This is a genomic window from Polaromonas sp. P1_G1 (assembly GCF_056405595.1).
Window position 1 is genome coordinate 73,236 of sequence record NZ_JBFUBU010000006.1, and the last position, 21,063, is coordinate 94,298.

17 protein-coding genes and 2 tRNA genes are annotated in these 21,063 nt (G+C 63.9%); 8 read left to right on the top strand and 11 right to left on the bottom strand.

The window, feature by feature from the left end; translation table 11 throughout:
* Positions 1-68: 68 nt before the first annotated feature.
* The 4 genes from AC1D1Y_RS03980 to smc all read right to left on the bottom strand — a co-directional run bounded on the left by AC1D1Y_RS03980 (position 69) and on the right by smc (position 7,204).
* Positions 69-263 carry a hypothetical protein gene (locus AC1D1Y_RS03980; RefSeq protein WP_477651886.1) on the bottom strand — a complete coding sequence of 65 codons (195 nt, stop codon included), beginning with the start codon at positions 261-263 and terminating at the stop codon, positions 69-71.
* Positions 264-432: 169 nt separating this feature from the next.
* Positions 433-2,538: an NAD-dependent DNA ligase LigA gene (gene ligA, locus AC1D1Y_RS03985; RefSeq protein WP_477681202.1), complete on the bottom strand. Its 2,106-nt coding sequence runs from the start codon at positions 2,536-2,538 to the stop codon at positions 433-435.
* A gap of 36 nt (positions 2,539-2,574) precedes the next feature.
* Positions 2,575-3,660: a cell division protein ZipA C-terminal FtsZ-binding domain-containing protein gene (locus AC1D1Y_RS03990; RefSeq protein ID WP_477681203.1), complete on the bottom strand. Its 1,086-nt coding sequence runs from the start codon at positions 3,658-3,660 to the stop codon at positions 2,575-2,577.
* 7 nt (positions 3,661-3,667) lie between these two features.
* Entirely contained in the window at positions 3,668-7,204 is a 3,537-nt protein-coding gene (gene smc, locus AC1D1Y_RS03995; protein WP_477681204.1) for a chromosome segregation protein SMC, read from the bottom strand.
* Positions 7,205-7,592: 388 nt separating this feature from the next.
* Here smc and dapC point away from each other — a divergent pair, with 388 nt between their 5' ends.
* The 8 genes from dapC (at position 7,593) to AC1D1Y_RS04035 (ending at position 15,888) form a co-directional block, all read left to right on the top strand.
* Positions 7,593-8,798, top strand: a complete 1,206-nt coding sequence (gene dapC, locus AC1D1Y_RS04000) for a succinyldiaminopimelate transaminase (protein ID WP_477681205.1) — start codon at positions 7,593-7,595, stop codon at positions 8,796-8,798.
* A 19-nt stretch (positions 8,799-8,817) separates the two neighbouring features.
* A complete protein-coding gene (dapD, locus tag AC1D1Y_RS04005; RefSeq protein ID WP_477677899.1) occupies positions 8,818-9,645 on the top strand; it encodes a 2,3,4,5-tetrahydropyridine-2,6-dicarboxylate N-succinyltransferase in 828 nt (275 codons plus the stop codon).
* A gap of 50 nt (positions 9,646-9,695) precedes the next feature.
* Positions 9,696-10,841 (top strand): PilT/PilU family type 4a pilus ATPase, encoded by a 1,146-nt coding sequence (locus AC1D1Y_RS04010; protein WP_477651892.1) that lies wholly within the window; start codon positions 9,696-9,698, stop codon positions 10,839-10,841.
* Between the two features lie 54 nt (positions 10,842-10,895).
* A complete protein-coding gene (dapE, locus tag AC1D1Y_RS04015; RefSeq protein ID WP_477681206.1) occupies positions 10,896-12,059 on the top strand; it encodes a succinyl-diaminopimelate desuccinylase in 1,164 nt (387 codons plus the stop codon).
* The gene (gene prmB, locus AC1D1Y_RS04020) at positions 12,056-12,949 is read left to right on the top strand and encodes a 50S ribosomal protein L3 N(5)-glutamine methyltransferase (protein WP_477681207.1); all 894 of its coding nucleotides are present in this window, start codon (positions 12,056-12,058) and stop codon (positions 12,947-12,949) included. The genes dapE and prmB overlap by 4 nt, the downstream gene beginning before the upstream one ends.
* A gap of 97 nt (positions 12,950-13,046) precedes the next feature.
* Positions 13,047-15,053: an ABC-F family ATP-binding cassette domain-containing protein gene (locus AC1D1Y_RS04025; protein WP_477651895.1), complete on the top strand. Its 2,007-nt coding sequence runs from the start codon at positions 13,047-13,049 to the stop codon at positions 15,051-15,053.
* A 58-nt stretch (positions 15,054-15,111) separates the two neighbouring features.
* Positions 15,112-15,366: a GlsB/YeaQ/YmgE family stress response membrane protein gene (locus AC1D1Y_RS04030; RefSeq protein ID WP_477677895.1), complete on the top strand. Its 255-nt coding sequence runs from the start codon at positions 15,112-15,114 to the stop codon at positions 15,364-15,366.
* An 18-nt stretch (positions 15,367-15,384) separates the two neighbouring features.
* Positions 15,385-15,888, top strand: coding sequence for a hypothetical protein (locus AC1D1Y_RS04035; protein ID WP_477681208.1), 504 nt, complete (start codon positions 15,385-15,387; stop codon positions 15,886-15,888).
* Between the two features lie 134 nt (positions 15,889-16,022).
* On the opposite strand, the gene AC1D1Y_RS04040 is transcribed toward AC1D1Y_RS04035, so the two are convergent.
* The 7 genes from AC1D1Y_RS04040 to pal form a co-directional block, all read right to left on the bottom strand.
* Entirely contained in the window at positions 16,023-17,327 is a 1,305-nt protein-coding gene (locus tag AC1D1Y_RS04040) for a hypothetical protein (RefSeq protein WP_477681209.1), read from the bottom strand.
* Between the two features lie 164 nt (positions 17,328-17,491).
* Positions 17,492-17,567, bottom strand: a tRNA-Lys gene (locus AC1D1Y_RS04045).
* Between the two features lie 7 nt (positions 17,568-17,574).
* Positions 17,575-17,650: transfer RNA gene (locus AC1D1Y_RS04050), tRNA-Lys, on the bottom strand.
* 93 nt (positions 17,651-17,743) lie between these two features.
* Positions 17,744-18,523, bottom strand: a complete 780-nt coding sequence (locus AC1D1Y_RS04055) for a tRNA threonylcarbamoyladenosine dehydratase (protein WP_477681210.1) — start codon at positions 18,521-18,523, stop codon at positions 17,744-17,746.
* A gap of 20 nt (positions 18,524-18,543) precedes the next feature.
* Positions 18,544-19,659, bottom strand: a complete 1,116-nt coding sequence (locus AC1D1Y_RS04060; protein ID WP_477681211.1) for a YeeE/YedE family protein — start codon at positions 19,657-19,659, stop codon at positions 18,544-18,546.
* A 78-nt stretch (positions 19,660-19,737) separates the two neighbouring features.
* On the bottom strand, positions 19,738-20,499 hold the full coding sequence (gene ybgF / locus AC1D1Y_RS04065) for a tol-pal system protein YbgF (RefSeq protein WP_477681212.1): 762 nt from the start codon (positions 20,497-20,499) through the stop codon (positions 19,738-19,740).
* 14 nt (positions 20,500-20,513) lie between these two features.
* A complete protein-coding gene (gene pal / locus AC1D1Y_RS04070) occupies positions 20,514-21,047 on the bottom strand; it encodes a peptidoglycan-associated lipoprotein Pal (protein ID WP_477681213.1) in 534 nt (177 codons plus the stop codon).
* Between the last annotated feature and the right edge of the window lie 16 nt (positions 21,048-21,063).

Sequence of the window (21,063 nt, forward strand, 5' to 3'; positions counted from 1 at the left end):
TCGCCGCAGACAGTGCACCAGCACGGCAAGGCGGCGCAACAACGCCAGGAGGGTTTTGTGTGCGGCTCTTAACGCCAATGCCTGTAGCCCCAGCCTCGGTAATAACCTGGCGCGGGTACCACCACAACAGGGGCGGGTTCAACATACACGGGGCGGGACGGGTAAACCGCCACGGGTGGGCCGACAGGGGCGACGACGCAACCGGACAGCAAGGCGGCCAGGCCGGCGGCCGCCACCAGGGCGGGCAAACGTTTGTTATTCATGGAAAGCTCCTGTGTGTACAGGTCTTTTCAACGTCCGGCGAGGGCCTCCGGCCTGACGTCCCGCGTGCAAACCCCGGTAACGCCATGTAAGCCGAAGCCGGCGACAGCTACTCCGTGGTGCCGGCGCTGCGGCAGACCTGGCTCACCATGCAAAGATCGTCAGGAAACGTCACTCTGACGGCCCGGCCAACATGGCCAGCAGCGCAGCCTCATCAATCACGGGCACGCCCAGTGTTTGCGCCTTGACCAGCTTGCTGCCGGCCTCCTCGCCCGCCACCACGTAGTCGGTCTTCTTGCTGACCGAGCCAGCCACCTTGCCGCCGGCGGCCTCGACCCTGTCCTTGGCCTCGTCGCGGCTCAGGGTCGGCAAGGTGCCGGTGATGACAAAGGTCTTGCCCGACAGCGGCTGCGGCGCCCGGGCGGCGGGCTCGCCCTCTTCCCAGGTGACGCCGCAGGCGCGCAGCTGCTCGACCACTTCGCGGTTGTGCGGCTGCTCAAAGAAGGTGCGAATGCTTTGCGCGACGATGGGGCCCACGTCGCTGACTTCCAGCAACTGTTCTTCGGTCGCGTCCATGATGCTGTCCAGCTTGCCGAAATGCCGTGCTAGTTCCTTGGCCGTGGCCTCCCCGACGTGGCGTATGCCCAGGCCGAACAGGAAGCGCGGCAAAGTCGTCTGCTTGGATTTTTCGAGTGCTTCGAGTAAGTTGTTGGCCGATTTTTCGGCCATGCGGTCCAGCTCGGCTAGTGCCGTGAGGCCCAGCTTGTAAAGGTCGGGCAAGGTGCGGATGATGTTGGCGTCCACCAGTTGCTCGACCAGCTTGTCGCCCAGGCCTTCGACCTCGACGGCGCGGCGGTGCGCGTAATGCAGGATGGCCTCCTTGCGCTGGGCGCCGCAGAACAGGCCGCCCGTGCAGCGGTAGTCTGCTTCGCCTTCCTCGCGCACGGCGTCCGAGCCGCAGACCGGGCATTTGCGCGGCATGCTGAACTGCGGCGCATCGTGCACGCGTTTTTCAAGCAGCACGCTGACGACTTCGGGGATCACGTCGCCCGCGCGGCGCACGATCACGGTGTCGCCCACACGCACGTCCTTGCGGCGCGCTTCATCTTCGTTGTGCAGCGTGGCATTGGTCACGGTGACGCCACCAACAAACACCGGCGCCAGCTTGGCCACCGGTGTGAGCTTGCCGGTGCGCCCCACCTGCACCTCGATGGCCTGCACGGTGGTGAGCTGTTCTTGTGCCGGGTATTTGTGCGCCACGGCCCAACGCGGTTCGCGCGAGACAAAGCCCATCTTTTTCTGCAGCGCCAGGCTGTTGACCTTGTAGACCACGCCGTCGATGTCGTAAGGCAGGCTGTCGCGCTGCTTGCCCATGGCCTGGTGGAAAGCGATCAGCTCGGGAGCGCCCTGCGCAAGCTGCGTCTGTATTGCCACCGGAAAACCCCAGGAGCGCAGCGTCAGCAGCAACTGGAGGTGGCTCTCGAAGGCCGGGCCGCCCTCTTCCGCCGGCGTGACCTCGCCCAGGCCGTAGGCAAAAAAACTCAGGCGCCGCCGCGCGGCCAGGGCCGGATCCAGCTGGCGCACACCGCCAGCCGCCGCATTGCGCGGGTTCACGAAGGTTTTTTCGCCCTTGGCGCCTTGCGCGATCTTCTCGCGCTGCTTTTCGTTGAGCGCCTCAAAATCGGCGCGGCGCATATAAACCTCGCCGCGCACTTCCATGACCGGCGGAGCGTCAGCGGGCAATCGAAGCGGAATCTGGTTGATGGTGCGGATGTTCTGCGTGACGTCCTCGCCGACCTCGCCGTCACCGCGCGTGGCGGCCTGCACCAGGATACCGTTCTCATAACGCAAGCTCATGGCCAGGCCGTCGAACTTGAGTTCGGCCACGTACTCCACCGGCGGGTCTGACTCGGCCAGGCCCAGTTCCTTGCGCACGCGGGTGTCGAAGTTTTGCGCGCCCGTCGCCTCGGTGTCGGTTTCGGTGCGTATGCTGAGCATGGGCAGCTTGTGGCGCACGCTGGCGAACTGGTCCAGCGGCTTGCCGCCCACGCGCTGGGTCGGCGAGTCCGGCGTCAGCAGTTCGGGGTGGGCGGCTTCAAGTTCCTGCAGCTCCCTGAACAGCCTGTCGTATTCGGCATCGGGGATCGTGGGCTCGTCAAGAACGTAATAGCGGTGCGCATGCAGGTGCAGTTCCGCGCGCAGGGCGGCGGCGCGCGCCGCGGCGGAAGTTGGCTGCGGCGACGGTTGGGGCTGCGCAAACAGGTCTTTGGTGGCCATGGAAACACTCGAAATGGGGCGCAAGGCCGGGGAAAATCAGGAAAAAAGCCGGCGCCCCAGCACCGAACCCGCCGACAAATCGCGGCTGTCCAGCGTGTCGTAGAGCTGCTCGAGGTCGGCGTGGATGACTTCCATGGCCTCGGGGCGGATCAGGTTGCCGTTGTCATCGATGATCACGCCGTCCATGTTGGCGGCCAAGGCCAGCGCGGCTTCGCACATGCGGGCGAAGGGCTGCTCGGAGCGCAGCACCTGCGGCACGTCCAGCGACAGGGTGAGTTCGCGCAGGGCCGTCTGTTCGGGGTCTTCGGCCATGGCGGCCTGGGTGTCGAAGGCCAGGCCCAGGATGGGCGCGTGGCCCTGCTGGCTGGCCGGCAGCACCATGCGGCCGGGAATGGAGCCGGCGACAAAACCCAGGCGTGCCGCGCTTTGCTGCACATAGCCGGGGCTCCAGGCGGTGTTGACGGCGCGCAGCGTGAAACTCAGTTGCGCGTCGTGGGCACTGGCGAACTGGTCGAGTTCGCGGGCACGCGCGACTTCATCCAGCATCTCGGGAAACTCGGGCTCACCGCCCACGGCGTCGGCAAAGGCCTGGGCCTTCATGACAAATTCGGAGTATTCGATCTGGTTCAGCGCGCCGGTGCGGTTGGCCAGTTGCACACCGCACTGGAAGGCGCTGTAGCGGTGGCCGGCCGTGGGGAATTCCCATTCGCCGGTGATCACGCTGAGGCCTTCGACACCGAAAGGCTTGCTGCCGGCGCGGCGCGTGCTGGGCATGGCGGCCAGCGCGGCTTCGCCCGAGACCACGCCCTCGAGGGCAACGGCCGCCATGGCGTCGATCAGGATGTCCAGGCCCGGCTTGCGCTCGGGCGTGGTAAGCCGGGTCAATGAATTGAGGGAGGCCAAGCCCGAATCGGCGTCGAAACTGGGCTCCAGGCGCTCCGGCTCGCCGCCTTCATCACCCTCGGTTTGGGGATGGTTTGCCGTAGCCGGTTCAGGCATAGGCACGGCCTCCGGCGTAGCACGCTTGGGCAGGTTGCGGCGCGACGACCAGGCACTGTGCGCCACGACGCCGGCCAGCACCAGCCCGCCCACCACTGCCAGACTGATCTGCAAAGTGCTCATTGTGGGATCAGGCTGCTTCTGCGAAACCGATGGCGGCTTCCATGTCCACCGCCACGATGCGCGAAACGCCCTGTTCCTGCATGGTCACGCCTATCAGCTGTTCGGCCATTTCCATGGCGATCTTGTTGTGGCTGATGAACAGGAACTGGGTTTCCTTGCTCATGGAGCGCACCAGCTTGGCGTAACGCTCGGTGTTGGCGTCGTCCAGCGGCGCATCGACCTCATCCAGCAAACAGAAAGGCGCGGGATTCAGCTGGAAGATGGCAAACACCAGCGCGATGGCCGTGAGCGCTTTTTCGCCGCCGGACAGCAGGTGGATGGTCTGGTTCTTCTTGCCGGGCGGCTGGGCGATCACCTGCACGCCGGCGTCGAGGATTTCCTCGCCGGTCATCATGAGCTTGGCGTTGCCGCCGCCGAAGAGCTCGGGGAACATGCGGCCGAAATGGCCGTTCACCGTCTCGAAAGTGCTCGAGAGCAGGTCGCGCGTTTCGATGTCGATCTTCTTGATCGCATCTTCCAGCGTGGTCATGGCCTCGTTCAGGTCGGCGGACTGCGCGTCGAGGAATTGCTTGCGTTCGCGCGCGGTGCTCAACTCGTCCAGCGCGGCCAGGTTGACGGCGCCCAGCGACTGGATTTCGCGGTTGATGCGGTCGATCTCGCCCTGCAGGCCGGTGAGGCGCACATTGCCGGACAGGATGGACTGCTCGACGGCGGCCAGGTCGGCCTGGGCATCGGCCAGCAACTGCGCGTACTGCTCAAAGCCCAGGCGCGCGGCCTGCTCTTTCAGCTGGAACTCGGTGATGCGCTGGCGCAGCGGGTCGAGCTCGCGCTCCAGCTGCAGGCGGCGCTCGTCGCTGGCGCGCAGCTTGCTGGTCAGGTCGTCGTACTGGCTGCGCTTGGCGCCCAGGTCGGCCTCGCGCTCGAGCTTCACGCTCAGGGCGCTTTGCAGGCCGGCCTGCGCGGCGGCGTCGGTCAGGCGCGTGAGCTCTTCGCGGGCCTGCGCCTCTTCGCTGGCGATGGAGGCGGCTTGCTGCGCGGCGATGTCGATGGAGCGGGTCAGCTCTTCGCGGCGTGAGGCCAGGCTGCGCAATGCAAAGGTGGCTTCCTGGGCCTGGCGCTCGAGTGTGCGCTGCTGCTCGCGCGACTCGCCGAGCTTGCGTTCGGTTTCGATCACGCGGTCGTCGAGCTGCGCATGGCGCTCCTGGCTGTCGGCCAGTTGCATGTCGAGTTCTTCAAAGCGGCCCTCGGCCGTGACCTTGCGCTCCTGCAGCTCACCGAGCTGGGCTTCGATTTCGGCCATGTCGGCCTGGATCTGCTCGCTGCGCGCGCGGGTCTGCTCGGCCAATTGTGTGAGGCGCAGCACTTCGACCTGCAGCTCGTGGGTGCGGCTCTGGCCTTCGGCGGTTTCGCGGCGGGCCGTGGCCAGGCGCTGGGCCGCGTCGGCGTAGGCGGCTTCAGCGCGCACCAGGGCGGAGCGGGCTTCCTCGCTGATCAGGGCCTGGGCCTTGAGCTGCTTGTCGAGGTTTTCAATTTCCTGGGCGCGGGCCAGCAGGCCGGCCTGCTCGGAATCCTGGGCGTAAAAACTCACGCTGTGGTGCGTCACGGCATGGCCGCTCTGCACAAAAATCACCTCGCCGGCCTGCAGCTTGTCGCGCGCGGCGAGCGCGTCGTCCAGGCTGGCGGCGGTGTAGCAGCCGTTGAGCCAGTCGCCCAGCAACGCCGATTGCCCGGCGTCGTTCAGGCGCAGCAGCTCGGTCAGCGGCTTGAGGTTGATCGCGGCATTGACGCGCGTGGGCGCGGCGGCGCCGGGCGGCGAATAAAACGCGAGCTTGGCGGGCGGCGTGCCCTGCCCGTCGCTGCCGGCAAAGCCGCGCACCATGTCGAGCCGGCTGACTTCGAGCGCGCCCAGGCGTTCGCGCAGCGCGGCTTCGAGAGCATTTTCCCAGCCTTGTTCGATGTGGATGCGGCTCCACAGGCCCTGCAAGCCGTCCAGGCCGTGCTTGGCCAGCCAGGGCTTGAGCTTGCCGTCGGTCTTGACCTTTTCCTGCAAGGCCTTGAGCGCTTCCATGCGCGCCGACAGGTCGGCCCGCTTGGCGGATTCGGTATTGACCGTGTGCTGCAGCGTGCGGCGCTCCTCGTCGAGCTGCGGCACGCTGTCGGTCAGCTCGTGCAAACGGGCCTCGGCTTCGGCCTGGGCTTCCTGCGCGGCGGCGAACTGGGTATTCAGGTTGGCCAGCCGGGCTTCGTCGGGTGCGTTGAGCGCGTTGCGGTCGGCGGTGAGCTTTTCAAGCCGCAGGCTTAAGGAGCGCGACTGCTCTTCGATGTTGCGCTGGTCGGCGGCCAGCACCTGGATCTGCTGCTGCACCTGGCCCACGCTGGCGCGCTGCTCGTTGGCCTTGGCCTGGGCCTGGCGCAGCGCGTCTTCGAGCGCGGGCAGCTGCGTCTGGTGTTCTTCGGTTTGCGCGGCCAGCAGTTCGGCTTTTTCCTCGGCCTCGATGGCCTGCGCGGCCAGGCTTTCGGTTTCGACGGCGGCGTCTTCCTTGCGGGTGGCCCACTGCGTGGTCTGTTCCTTGAGCTGGTTCAGCCGCTGCTCGACGCGCTGGCGGCCGTCGACCACAAAGCGGATCTCGGCTTCCAGCCGGCCGACTTCGGCGCTGGCTTCATAAAGCTTGCCCTGGGCCTGGTTGACCTGGTCGCCGGCCGCATAGTGGGCCTGGCGAATGGTTTCCAGATCGGCCTCGATGTGGCGCAGGTCGGCCACGCGGCTTTCCAGGTCGTTCACGGCTTTTTCGGCATCGGCCTTGACCTTGGACTGGTCGGCCTCGCTCTCTGCGCGTTTCAAGAACCACAGCTGGTGCTGCTTGAGGCTGGCGTCGGCATGCAGGGTGTTGTAGCGCAGGGCCACTTCGGCCTGCTTTTCGAGCCGGTCGAGATTGGCGTTGAGTTCGCGCAGGATGTCTTCGACGCGGGTCAGGTTCTCGCGGGTGTCTGACAGGCGGTTGGCGGTTTCGCGGCGGCGTTCCTTGTACTTCGACACGCCGGCGGCTTCCTCGAGGAAGAGGCGCAACTCTTCGGGCTTGGACTCGATGATGCGGCTGATGGTGCCCTGGCCGATGATGGCGTAGGCGCGCGGGCCCAGGCCGGTGCCCAGAAACACGTCCTGCACGTCGCGGCGGCGCACCGGCTGGTTGTTGATGTAGTAGCTGGAGGTGCCGTCGCGCGTCAGCACGCGCTTGACGGCGATCTCGACAAACTGGCCCCACTGGCCGCCGGCGCGGTGGTCGGCGTTGTCGAACACCAGTTCCACGCTGGAGCGGCTGGCCGGCTTGCGSSTSGTGGTGCCGTTGAAGATSACGTCCTGCATGGACTCGCCGCGCAGTTCGGAAGCCTTGCTCTCGCCGAGCACCCAGCGCACCGCRTCCATGATGTTGGACTTGCCGCAGCCGTTGGGGCCTACCACACCCACCAATTGGCCCGGCAAGASAAAATTGGTGGGCTCCGCGAATGACTTGAAACCTGATAGCTTGATCGAATTGAGACGCACGGCTGTCCCTGTTTTTATGAGCTTGAGCGTAGCCCGAGGCTAACTCGTTGATTCTTATAGCGTTTTACGGCAAACGCTGACATATCGGGTGCCGCTTTCGGCAAGCGGCACGGTCCGTCATGTTACCCGAGCGGGACCGGGATTTTGCCGGGAAAAAGGCCCTTGACGGGGCTGGCGTGAAACACTTTGCTTCGCGCCGCGCGGGCCCGGCCCGGGCGCCTTCCGCCCCGTCGCGGCGGGCCAGCCTTAAACCACCCTCGCCAGCACCGCTGCCGCGGCATGGGGCCTGGCGTTCAAGCTATCAATTTGGCAGCAGCCTGCCCCCCTTGGACAGGCGGATCAGGCGGCCAGTCGTTTTGGAGCCGGGCCAAGGCTGGATAATCCGGGTATGAATCCCCTGCTTTCACGTCTCCAGCCCTATCCTTTTGAGCGGCTGCGCCAGCTGCACGCCGACGTCACCCCCAATCCCGCCTTCAAAGCCATCAGCCTGGGCATAGGCGAGCCCCGCCATGCCACACCGCAGCTGATCAAAGACGCGCTGACGGCCAGCCTGAGCGGCCTGGCCAGCTACCCCGGCACCCTGGGCGAGCCCAAATTGCGCCAGGCCATGGCCGACTGGGTGGCCCGCCGTTACGACCTCAAGCTGGACCCGGCCACGCAGATCCTGCCCGTCAACGGCTCACGCGAAGCCCTGTTTTCACTCGCGCAAACCGTGCTGGACGCCGGCAAGCCCGGGGCCACCGTGGTCTGTCCCAACCCGTTCTATCAAATCTACGAGGGCGCGGCCCTGCTGGCGGGCGCCCAGACCTGGTTCGCCCCCAGCGACCCGGCACGCAACTTCGCGGTCGACTGGGCCGGCGTGCCCGAGGCCGTCTGGGCCAAGACCCAGCTGGTGTTTGTCTGCTCGCCGGGCAACCCCACGGGCGCCGTGATGTCGCTTGGCGAGTGGAAGCTGCTGTTCGAGCTCAGCGACCGCCACGGCTTCGTGATCGCCTCCGACGAGTGCTACAGCGAAATCTACTTCCGCGACGAGGCACCCCTGGGCGGCCTGCAGGCGGCCGCCACGCTGGGCCGGCATGACTTCAAGAACCTGGTTTCGCTGACCAGCCTCTCCAAACGCAGCAACGTGCCGGGCCTGCGCAGCGGCTTTGTGGCCGGGGACGCCGCCCTGATCAAGCCTTTTTTGCTCTACCGCACCTACCACGGCAGCGCCATGAGCCCTGTCGTGCAGGCCGCCAGCATCGCGGCCTGGAACGATGAACGCCACGTGACGGACAACCGCGCGATGTACCGCGAAAAATTCGCCCAGGTCACGCCCATGCTCTCGGCCGTGATGGACGTCGCCCTGCCCGACGCGGGCTTTTACCTGTGGGCCGGAATCCCCGCGTCTTTCAAGGGCTCGGACACCGCGTTTTCGCGCGAGCTGCTCGCTCTCTACAATGTCGTGGTGTTGCCGGGCAGTTACCTGGCGCGCGACGCGCAGGGGCACAACCCCGGCGCCGGCAGAATCCGCATGGCGCTGGTGGCAGAAACCGCCGAATGCGTGGAAGCGGCGCAGCGCATCGTTCAGTTCATCCAATCCAAAATTCACTGAAAACAAGACCGAAACCAACATGACACAAGACAACCTGCAAAGCACCATTGACGCGGCCTGGGAAAATCGCGCGAACCTGTCGCCCCAGTCGGCCCCCAAGGAAGTGCTGGACGCCGTCGAGCACACCATCGCCCAGCTCAACAGCGGCAAGCTGCGTGTGGCCACCCGGGAAGGCGTGGGCCAGTGGACCACCCACCAATGGATCAAGAAAGCCGTGCTGCTGAGCTTTCGCCTGAAGGACAACGAACTGATGCGCGCCGGCGACCTGGGCTTTTTCGACAAGGTGCCCACCAAGTTCGCCCACCTGAGCGAAGCTGAAATGCGCGCCACCGGCGTGCGCGTGGTGCCGCCCGCCGTGGCGCGCCGCGGCAGCTACATCGCCAAGGGCGCGATCCTGATGCCCAGCTACGTCAACATCGGCGCCTGGGTCGGCGAAGGCACCATGGTCGACACCTGGGCCACCGTGGGCAGCTGCGCGCAGGTCGGCAACAACGTACACCTCTCCGGCGGCGTGGGCCTGGGCGGCGTGCTTGAACCCCTGCAGGCCAACCCCACCATCATTGAAGACAACTGCTTCATAGGCGCGCGCTCCGAAGTCGTCGAAGGCGTGATCGTCGAAGAAAACTCGGTCATCTCCATGGGCGTCTACATCGGCCAGAGCACGCCGATTTACGACCGTGAAGCCGACACCGTGACCTACGGCCGCATCCCTGCGGGTTCCGTCGTGGTCTCGGGCAACCTGCCCAAGGCCGGCGGCAAGTACAGCATGTACTGCGCGGTGATCGTCAAGCGCGTGGACGCCAAGACGCGTTCCACCACCAGCCTGAATGATTTGCTGCGTGACTGAACACGGCCTTCGGGCTTGATGACACATATTGAATTGACTGGGAGCGGACTATGAGCACGATGGAAAGAATCCTTCGCTTGATGGCGGACAAAAAAGCGTCGGACGTTTACCTGTCGGCCCATTCGCCCGCCCTGATCAAGATCAACGGCCAGGCCATTCCCATCAACGCGCAAATCCTGCCGCCGGACGCCCCGCGCAACCTGCTGGCAGAAGTGCTGCCGCCCGAGCGCATCGAGGAGATGGAAGAAATCGGCGAGCTCAACATGGCACTGCCCATCGCCGGCCTGGGTAATTTCCGGATCAGCGCCTTCCGCCAGCGCAGCACCTATGCCGCGGTGATCCGCTTCATCCCCACGGAAATTCCGCCGCTCGACAGCCTGAACGTGCCGCCCATCCTGGCCGACCTGATCATGGAAAAGCGCGGGCTGCTGCTGATGGTGGGCTCCACCGGCGCCGGCAAGAGCACCACGCTGGCCGCGATGATGGACCGCCGCAACGAGATCTCGCTGGGCCACATCCTCACGATCGAGGACCCGGTCGAGTTCCTGTTCACCAACAAGAAGTCGGTCGTCAACCAACGCGAAGTCGGCAGCGACACGCAATCCCTGCAGGTGGCGCTCAAAAATGCATTGCGCCAGGCGCCCGACGTGATCCTGATCGGCGAAATCCGCGACCGCGAAACCATGTCGGCCGCCATTGCCTATGCGCAGTCGGGCCACCTGTGCCTGGCCACCATGCACGCCAACAACAGCTACCAGGCGCTCAACCGTATCCTGAGCTTTTACCCGGTCGAGGTGCGCAGCACCATGCTGGGCGACCTGGCCGCGGCCCTCAAGGCCATCGTGTCGCAGCGCCTGCTGCGCACGCAGGACGGCGGCCGCACGCCGGCGGTGGAGGTCATGCTCAACACCAAGCTGATCGCCGAGCTGATTGAAAAAGGCGACTTCTCCGGCGTCAAGGAAGCCATGGAAAAATCCATGGCCGAGGGCTCCCAGACCTTCGAGCAGGACATCGCCAAACTGATCGTGGACGGCACCGTCACCCGCAAGGAAGGCATTCTCTACGCCGATTCGCCGACCAACCTGATGTGGCGCCTCGAGAACGACTTCGCCGTCAAGGCCAAGATGCTGGAGCCCGAGGAAGACCCGGATGACGAACCGTCCTTCACCGAAATCACGCTGGACGTGAAGCACTAGAAAAACACGACGGCGCTCGTCTCTTCGGGCCGACTCGAACGCGACTGAACGACCATGTCCCGAACCCTGCACCTCGCCGAGCAACTGATTGCCCGCCCTTCCGTCACGCCCGACGACGCCGGCTGCCAGGCCTTGCTGATTGAACGCCTGGCGCCGCTGGGCTTCGAGTGCGAAACCATCGCCAGCGGCCCCGAGAGCTTTCGCGTGACCAACCTCTGGGCCAAGCGCGCGGGCAAGGCCTCCGGCGCTGCGGCGCCGGCCAAAACCCTGGTGTTCGCCGGCCACACCGACGTGGTGCCCACCGGCCCGCTGGACCAGTGGCTGAGCCATCCCTTCACACCCAGCCACCGCGACGGCATGCTCTACGGCCGCGGTGCCGCCGACATGAAAACCTCCATCGCGGCCATGGTGGTGGCGGTCGAGGAGTTCCTGGCCGCCCATCCCGACCCGGCCCTGTCCATCGCCTTCCTGGTCACCAGCGACGAGGAAGGCCCGGCAGTCGACGGCACGGTCATGGTCTGCGAGCAGCTCAAGGCGCGCGGCGAGGTACTGGACTATTGCATCGTGGGTGAGCCCACCTCGGTCGCCCAGGTGGGCGACATGATCAAGAACGGGCGCCGCGGCACCCTCAGCGGCAAGCTCACCGTCAAGGGTGTGCAGGGCCATATCGCCTATCCGCACCTGGCCAGAAACCCTATCCACCTGTTCGCGCCGGCGCTGGCCGAACTTGTGGCCACCCAGTGGGACGCAGGCAATGCCTTCTTTCCCGCCACCAGCTGGCAGGTGTCCAACATCCATGGCGGCACCGGCGCGTCCAACGTGATTCCGGGCGACCTCGTGGTGGATTTCAACTTCCGCTTCTGCACCGAATCCACCCCCGAAAGCCTGCAACAGCGCGTGCAGGCCTTGCTGAGCCGCCACCAGCTCGATTACGACCTCAAGTGGACGCTGGGGGGCCTGCCCTTTCTGACCACACCCGGCACGCTGGTCGACGCGGTACGTGGCGCCATCCAGGCAGAAACCGGGCTGCAGACCGAACTCTCCACCACCGGCGGTACCAGCGACGGCCGTTTTATCGCCAAGATCTGCCCGCAGGTCATCGAATTCGGCCCCCTCAACGCCACCATCCACAAGATCAACGAGCATGTGCCCGTGAGCTCGCTAGACCCGCTCAAGAACATCTACAAGGGCGTGCTGGAACGGCTGGCTGCGGCATGACCCAAGCCGCGACACCCCTGACGGTGCTGGCACTGGTCGAACAGATGGCGGCCAGGCTGGACGCCGCGGGCCTGAGCTTTGCGGACGGCTTTGGCCAGGGTACGACCAATGCGTTTGACGAGGCTGCCTGGCTGGTGCTCTGGAAGCTGGGCCTGCCGCTGGACGACCTCGATTCGGTTGAGGCCCGGCCGGTGAGCCCTGAAGAAGAAGCGCAGGTCGCCGCGCTGCTGGACGCGCGCATCAGCACCCGAAAACCCGCTGCCTACCTCACGAACGAAGCCTGGCTGATGGGCCTGCCCTTTTACGTCGACGAGCGCGTGATCATTCCGCGTTCCCTGATTGCCGAACTCCTGGCCGACGCCAGCATAGACCCCTGGCTGGGGGAACACACCCACCGCGTGCTCGACCTGTGCACCGGCAACGGCAGTCTGGCCGTGCTGGCCGCCATCACCTATCCCGACGTGGCGGTGGAGGCCGCCGACATCAGCCTGGACGCTTTGGCTGTGGCCCGCATCAACGTGGACCGCCACCACCTGGACAGCCGCATCACGCTGCTCGAGTCCGACGGCCTGGCCGCCTGCGCGGGCGAGTACGACCTGATCCTGTGCAATCCGCCCTATGTCAACGCGGCCAGCATGGCCGCCCTGCCCCCTGAATTCCGCGCGGAACCGGGCCTGGCGCTGGCCGGCGGAGCCGACGGCATGGACTTTATTCGAGGCCTTCTTCAAAACGCGGCCCGCCATATGAGCGAAAATGCGATCCTGGTGCTGGAAATCGGCAATGAGCGCGAGAATTTCGAGCGCGCCTTCCCGACGCTTGAACCGCTGTGGTTCGAAACCAGCTCGGGTGCCGACCAGGTCTTGCTGCTGACGCGCGAACAACTGGCTTGATGCCCAGGCTTTGTGCCTGGTGACTGGCGCGGCGCTTGCATGGCAAGCCGCGCAACACCCTCGCCGCCCGATTAATTTTCCTGAAGTTTCCAATTCAATGATTACCCTCAAAAACGTCGTGCTGCGCCGCGGCGCCAAAGTGATTCTGGACAGCGCGTCCGTCACCCTCAACCCCGGCGAAAAAATCGGCCTGGTGGGCCGCAACGGCGCGGGCAAGTCCTCGCTGTTTGCCATGCTCAACGGAACACTGCATGAGGACGGCGGCGAATTTTCCATTCCCACACAGTGGCGCATGGCGCAGGTGGCACAGGACATGCCCGAAACCGAGCAAAGTGCCACCGACTATGTGATCGAAGGCGACGTAGTGCTGATGGCCGCGCAAGCCGAGGTGACAGCCGCTGAAGAAAGCGGCGACGGCGACCGCATGGCGCACGCCTATATGGAGTTGTATGACTCTGGCGCGCATGACTCGCAGGCGCGCGCACAGGCGCTTATCCTGGGTCTGGGCTTCAAGGTCAGCGAACTGGACAACCCGGTCAACAGCTTCTCCGGCGGCTGGCGCATGCGCCTGCAGCTGGCGCGCGCGCTGATGTGCCCTTCCGATTTACTGCTGCTCGACGAACCCACCAACCAYTTGGAYTTGGACGCWYTGGTCTGGCTGGAAGCCTGGCTCAAACGTTACCAGGGCACCATGCTGGTCATCAGCCATGATCGTGAATTCCTCGATGCCGTGACCGACGTGACGGTGCACATCGAAAGCGCCAAGCTGACCCGCTACGGCGGCAACTACAGTAAATTTGAAGACCTGCGCTCCGAGCAGATGGCGCTGCAGCAGACTGCGTTTTCCAAGCAGCAGGACAAAATCGCCCACCTGCAGAAGTTCATCGCGCGCTTCAAGGCCAAGGCCAGCAAGGCCAAGCAGGCGCAAAGCCGCGTCAAGGCGCTGGACCGCATGGAGAAAATCGCGCCGCTGCTGGCCGAAGCCGACTTCACCTTCGAGTTCAAGGAACCGGCCAACTTGCCCAACCCCATGCTGTCGATGCAGAACGCCTACTTCGGCTACCCGCCGCCCGAGGGCGCACCTGAGGGCACGCCGCCTACCGTCATTGTGCAAAACGTCAGCAAATCGGTGCTGGCCGGCCAGCGCATCGGCATCCTGGGCGCCAATGGCCAGGGCAAATCCACGCTGGTAAAAACCGTCGCCCGTGCGCTCGCTCCCATCGAAGGCGAGATGATTGAGGGCAAAGGCCTGAACATCGGCTACTTCGCCCAGCAGGAACTGGATGTGCTGCGCCCTGCCGACAACCCGCTGGAGCACATGATCCGACTGGTCAAGGAAGTCACTGCTGCCGGCAAGATGGGCAACCAGCCCACGCGCGAGCAAGACTTACGCAGCTTCCTGGGTAATTTCAATTTCGGCGGCGACATGGTCAAGCAGGCCGTGGGCAGCATGAGCGGCGGCGAAAAAGCCCGCCTGGTGCTGTGCATGATCGTCTGGCAGCGCCCCAACCTGCTGCTGCTCGACGAGCCGACCAACCACCTGGACCTGGCCACGCGCGAGGCGCTGTCCATGGCGCTCAACGAGTTTGAAGGCACGGTGATGTTGGTCAGCCATGACCGCGCCTTGCTGCGCGCCGTCTGCGACGAATTCTGGATGGTGTCGCAAGGCGGTGTCGCTCCCTTTGATGGCGACCTTGACGACTACCAGAAATACCTCCTTGACCACGCCAAACGCCAGCGCGAAGAAGCCAAGAAGGCCGGCGGCGCGGCCCCGGCCGCCAAGGCAGCCGCACCGGCCGCGGCTGTGGAAGAAAAGAAGCCCGTGCCGCGCGAGACGCCCGAGCAGCGCAAGCTCGACGCGCAGCGCCGCCAGCAGCAGGCCGAGGCCACCAAGCCGCTGCGCAAGGAAATCGAGAAAATCGACCTGCGCATGAAGGCCCTCAGCACCGAGCAGGCCAGCCTGCAGGCCCTGTTGGGCACCACCACCGCACCAGCGGAACTGGCCCAGGCCGGCAAGCGCCTCAAGGCCATCGAGGGAGAAATAGGCATGCTGGAAGAACGGTGGCTGGAGCTGACCGAGCAGATCGAGACCGCTGCGGTATAAAGTGAGCTGGGCGGGCCAATCCGGTCCCTCACCACCTCACTGACAGGGAGTTCGCAGCATGCTATCCATACTCGGAACCATTGTTGTCGGTTTGATCGTCGGCCTGATTGCGCGTGCCCTGAAGCCGGGCAACGACAGCATGGGCTTCATCATGACTGTTTTGCTGGGCGTCGCCGGCGCCTTCGCGGCTAAATACGCGGGCATCGCCACCGGTTTTTACAAAGAGGGCGATGCCGTGGGCTGGATTGCCTCCATCGTCGGCGCCATCGTCCTGCTGCTGATTTACGGCCTGCTCACCAAAAAGCGCGGCTAGCCGCGAAAAGGTAGCGTCATGCCCACTGCCCTGCAAATGGCGTCCGGCGACGCAGCCCTCGCTGCCGCCGTCAAACGCAGCCGCAAGCTGCTCAACCGGCGCGCCATGGTCGCGGCCGCGGCCAGCGCAGTGCCCGTCCCCGGCCTAGACTGGATGGTGGACGCGGCCATGCTGTCCAGGCTCATTCCCGAGATCAACCAGGAATTCGGCCTCACGCCGCAGCAGCTCGACCAGCTGGAGCCCAACAAACGCGACCAGGTGCAAAAAGCCGTGACCCTGGTGGGTTCAGTGCTGATCGGCAAATTCATCAGCCGCGACCTGGTCATCAAAGCCGCCACCAAGATAGGCGTGCGCCTGACGGCCAAGCAGGCCGCCAAGTACGTGCCACTGGCAGGCCAGGCCGTCGCGGCCGCCGTCGGCTACGCGGCCATCCGCTACTTCGGCGAAGAGCACATGAAGGACTGCATACGGGTGGCTAGGCAGGCGCAGCTGGATGTGTCGGCGCTGGGGTATTCGGCATAAGCCGAGACCTCTGGCAAATCCAGGACTTGAGCTTGAGACGGTTGAGATATCCGAGGAATTCGAAGTTACAACCTGGATATTTTGAGTGGCTGAATCCACTTCCTGGCGGTCTCTAATTGTCTCGCTTGGGTACGTCAGGCTTGGGTAGAACTTACTAGGCTGCCACGTGGCACGCCTGTGACAGTGGGCTGCGCCTTTAATGCATTGGTTGATTTTTCAAACAAAAGCAGAATCAGGAACGGCAAAGCAAGAGACATGTTCCGAAATTCATCCTGATAACCCATGGTTACAAGAAGGCCTCCTAAAGTTAGAACGGAGACAGTGGCTGCAATTAACGTCGGCGTTATGCTCGAGCGCCACCCGACAGTCAATACGAATGCAGAAAAAATCAAAAAAGTCATTCTAGGAAAATCAGTTCCTATGGAATAGAAATCCCAAAGCCTCAGCCAATGCTCGGGCACTGACCAAAATTCTAGGTTTTCCGGCAGATGCCACTCAGACACATTGCCAGGCAATCCCGAGTACGTAAACCGAACGGATGCCAACAACACCAAGCACAGAGCTATTGCTAGCGAGGCATACATTGCAACTCTTTTTTGATTTAGATGTAGCGAGTAAGGGATCAGATAAAGCACCATCAGCAAAGCCGTTTCCTTGTTTAATTGCATTAGCAGCAATGTAAACAACGCGAGTAGCCAACGCGACTCAAGGACAAGACAGATTAAGGCTAATGCTCCGAGCTGCTCAATGAAATCATAAAAATACCCGCCATTCAGAAACATGGTCGGCATGACCATGGCGTAAAGGATCATCGCTGCCTTTGCGCCAGCACTTGTCGCCCCTAATTTAATGGCAGCTCTATACATGAGGAGGATTGAGGCGCCCAATGAACAGAACATTAGTGCGACCATCAGGACGTAGCGGCTACGATATTCGCTATGTGACCAGTCCTCCATGGAACGTTTGGACATTACGGGGGCAAATCTTTCGCGCTCCTTGACAAAGTGTGAGACATATTTCTCAAAAAGGATGGGGGCGACGGTATCAGCAAGCTCAATACGAAGCGCTGACGGCAGGGCTTCATCTAAAACCTTGATTGCCGTTGGCGCGAGAATCCTGAATGCGAATGGTCGATGTGCGCTACGTTCCAAAAACATTTGCAAGCTGCTTCTGGTTGAACCATCCATCAAGCTGTAGTGCAAAAGGAAGTCATGAATGACGACCAAGGACAGCAGTACGGCAAGAAAAATCTGAATTAAATTAAATCGTCCAATTTGATTAATTGTTCTGTATTTTTCCGAATTAATTTTCTGCCCCCTCATGCTTGTAGAACTCTTCTCTTGTTGCGGCTTATTAAAGTTTTCTGCTTGTATCAACCCAGGAGTCAGGTCACCATCGGTGATGCTTCGGGACGGCACATCTGTGTATGCCTGCACCATGAATGTACGTCATCCAAGCGGGCGCTTCGGGGGGCTATGCCTTGACTCCCGCTGGACAGGAGTTTAGCGCCGAGCAACAGCCACAAGGAGGTAGTCCGGTGACACTTTTATCGGGCCCTCAAAGACAAAAGGACCTAGCCTTGCGGCTAAGTCCTTGATGTAAATGGTGGGTTCTGACAGATTCGAACTGTCGACCTACGGATTAAGAGTCCGCTGCTCTACCAACTGAGCTAAGAACCCGGAATTCTGGTGGGACCAGCGGGGGTCGAACCCACGACAAACGGATTAAAAGTCCGCTGCTCTACCAACTGAGCTATGGTCCCAAGAAGGTATCTCGCGATACATCCCGGTTTTTGCTGCTTCGAGGGCAGCAAAGCCTTGAATTATAGCGTGGTTTTTCAGCGCTCCGCAAAAACTCAGGCGGCAATTTTGTCGAGTGCCCAGCCAGCCGCGCACAGGCCGAAGGTGGACGTCACGCTGACCACCGACCCATAACCGTGGCAGTTCAGGCTGCCGTCGCTTTGGGCCGCGGCGGCGGGCTGCAATACGGCCTCGCGGCTGAACACGCAGGCCACGCCGATCTTGCCCTTGCGCGCGGCGCCGTGTTCCTTGCGCAGCCGGTAGCGCAATTGCGCCAGCAAGGGGTCGTGCGTGACCAGGGACAGGTCGTCGATGTCCACGCGGTGCGCCAGCCGCTTGCCGCCGGCGGCGCCCACGCTGACCAGGTTCACCTTGTTGGCGATCGCCCAGGCGGCCATGGCGGTCTTGGCTTTGACCTGGTCACAAGCGTCGATCACGGCCAGCTGCTTGCGGTCAAAGGCGCCTTCCAGGCCCAGGATGCCAGGCCAGTTGGCGGCATCGACAAACTCTTCAATGCCGTCCACGCGGCAGCCCGGATGGATTTGCGCGATGCGCTCACGCATGGCCTGCACCTTGGCCTGGCCCAGGGTGCTGTCCAGCGCGTGGACCTGGCGGTTGATGTTGGATTCGGCGATGTGGTCGAGGTCTATCAAGGTCAGCCGGGCCACGCCACTGCGCGCCGCGGCTTCGGCCGCCCAGGAGCCTACGCCGCCCAGGCCCACGACCACGATGTGCGCCTCGCGTATGCGCTGGGCGCCCGCCGCGCCGTAGAGGCGCGCCAAGCCGCCGAAGCGGCGTTCCAGGTCGGCGGGGAGGTCTTCAAGGATGGACGTCATGGGCTGTGAAGGAGGATGCCTCAAGCCGAGCGCTCAAGCCGCCAGATCTGGTATTTCAATCCCGCCACGCAGCCCGCGAGGATGGCGGCGAGCGCCACAAAGCTCGTGAGGCTCAGGGTCGAGATGCCGGACAGGCCCTGCCCCACGGTGCAGCCCATGGCGCAGACGCCGCCAACGCCCATGAGCGCGGCGCCCACCAGGTGGTTGGCGGTGTCTTCCGCGTCGCGAAAACCTTCCCAGCGGAAATTGCGCGACAGCAAGGCGTAGACGGCCGAGCCGGCCACCACGCCGAACACCGACACGATGCCCAGCGTGAGCACCTTGCTCTTGTCGCTGAAGAACATCAACCAGTCCACGGTATAGGCCACGGGCGAGACAAAGCTCAGTGCTTCCGCCCGGCCCGAGTTGGTGGCGAGGAAGGCTTCCTGCAAGGTCTCCGGATGTTCGGCCACATAACCGAGATGCCCGCTGACCCACCACATGGCCACGATGACGCCGCCTATGCCCAGGCCGGCCAGCAGGTTGTCGAAGCGGCGGAACTCTTCGCCGAACAGCGCCCAGACGATCAGGCCCAGGCCGATGAGGATGGCCAGACCTATGCCGGCGGCGGCCGGCGTGATGCCGATGGCGCCGGCCACCCAGTTGGGCAGGCTCGCGTTGGCGGTGAAATCAAGGGCCACCTTGTCGACGGTTGCCACGCGGACCACGGCCGTGATGCCCTTGAGCGTGGCGAAGGCGGCGATGCCCATCACGGCAAACACCACGACCGACTTGAGACTGCCGCCGCCTATGCGCACCAGCGTCTTGCTGCCGCAGCCCGAGGCCAGCACCATGCCGAAGCCGAACAGCGCGCCGCCCACCAGGGCCGAGAGCCAGATAAAACGGTTGGAGGCATACAGCGTCTTGGCGGGATCGATCACGCCGGCCGCGGCCATGGTGAAGAAGCCCAGCATGGCCACGCCTATGGCCATGCCCCACATGCGCATGCGGGTCCAGTCGCCCATGTTCACGATATCGCTGACGGCGCCCATGGTGCAAAAGTGCGTGCGCTGGGCAATCGCGCCAAAAACCATGGCCAGAATAAAACCGGCCCAGAGAACCTGGGCCGTGAGACTGTTGAGTGCGGAGATGTCCATCGCCCGATTTTAGGGGCGAATGCGCCGGGAGAATGGCTCGATACCCCCGCAGGCCGGATAGCCTGCCCGGGGCGCGGCCTACTTCAGCTTGGCCAGCCGTTCCTTGGCGACCGAAGCCGCTTCAGCCTGGGGATAGGCCTTGACCAGGTCTTCCAGCGTCTTGCGGGCCGACTTGGTGTCCTTGAGTTCCACCTGGCAGTTGGCCAGCGAGAGCAGCGCTTCCGGCGCGCGCATATGGTCGGGCTCGGCCGTCACGAGCGAGCGGAAATTGGTCACCGCATCACGGTAATTGCGCAATGCGTACTGCGCATTGCCCAGCCAGAACAAGGACGAAGCCCGGTAGCCGGTCTGCGGGTAGCGCTTCAGGAAGGCCAGGAATCCGGTCTGCGCGCCCGCGAAGTCGCCCTTGCGAAGCGTGGCCAGCGCGGTTTCGAACTCCTGCCTTTCAGCGGGGTCGGCGACAAACTCCTTGCCGTCCACGTTGACCTTGCCGGGCTCGAACTTGCGCAGGCGCTCGTCGACGCCCGTGGTCAGGTCCTTCTGGGTGCGCTGCATCTCGGCCACATTACGCGTGAGATTTTCGTTCTGCCCGCGCATGGTGGCCAGCTCGTTGCGCAGGGCGTCGATCTGGTTGGACAGGTCCAGCAGGCTGCGGCGCAACTGGGCATTGTCCTCGGTGGTCCTGCGCAGCTCTTCGGCCGTGCGGGTTTGCGCCGCGTCGACTTTCTGGCGCAAATCGAGGATCGCCCGGCGAGCCTCGTCATCTTCAAACAGGCCCGCATGCGCATTGAACGCGAACAGGCCGGCCGCGAGGGCCGCGGCGATCCGGAACGTCTTCACGGTCGGTACCCGGCTTAACGGTAGTTCAGTTCAGCGCGGCGGTTCTTCGCCATGGCTTCCTCGTCGGAGCCGGGAACCGCGGGTTTTTCCTTGCCGAAGCTCACGGCCTCGACCTGCGCATCCGACACGCCCAGCAGGCCCAGCGCACGGCGAACGGCTTCGGCGCGGCGCTGGCCCAGGGCCAGGTTGTACTCGCGGCCGCCGCGCTCGTCGGTATGGCCTTCGATGTTCATCTTGCGGGCTTTGTTGGCGGTCAGGAACTTGGCATGGGCTTCGATCGTGCCCTGGAACTCGGGCTTGACCACATAGCTGTCGAAGTCAAAGTAGATGATCTTGGCCACATTGGCTGGGCCCTGGAGCGACGCATCGGCGCCCTGGATCTCCACGGGTGCGACGCCCCGGCCTGTGGCGCCCGACGGATCGCCCTGCGTGGTCTGGCCCGTGCGGTCTTCGACGGGAACGTCATTGAGCTTGACGTTGGAGCCGCAGGCCGTCAGCGTGGCCGCCAGGACGAGAGAGGAGATGATGGAAAAAACGGTGCGTTTCATGGAGTACCTCTGCAAA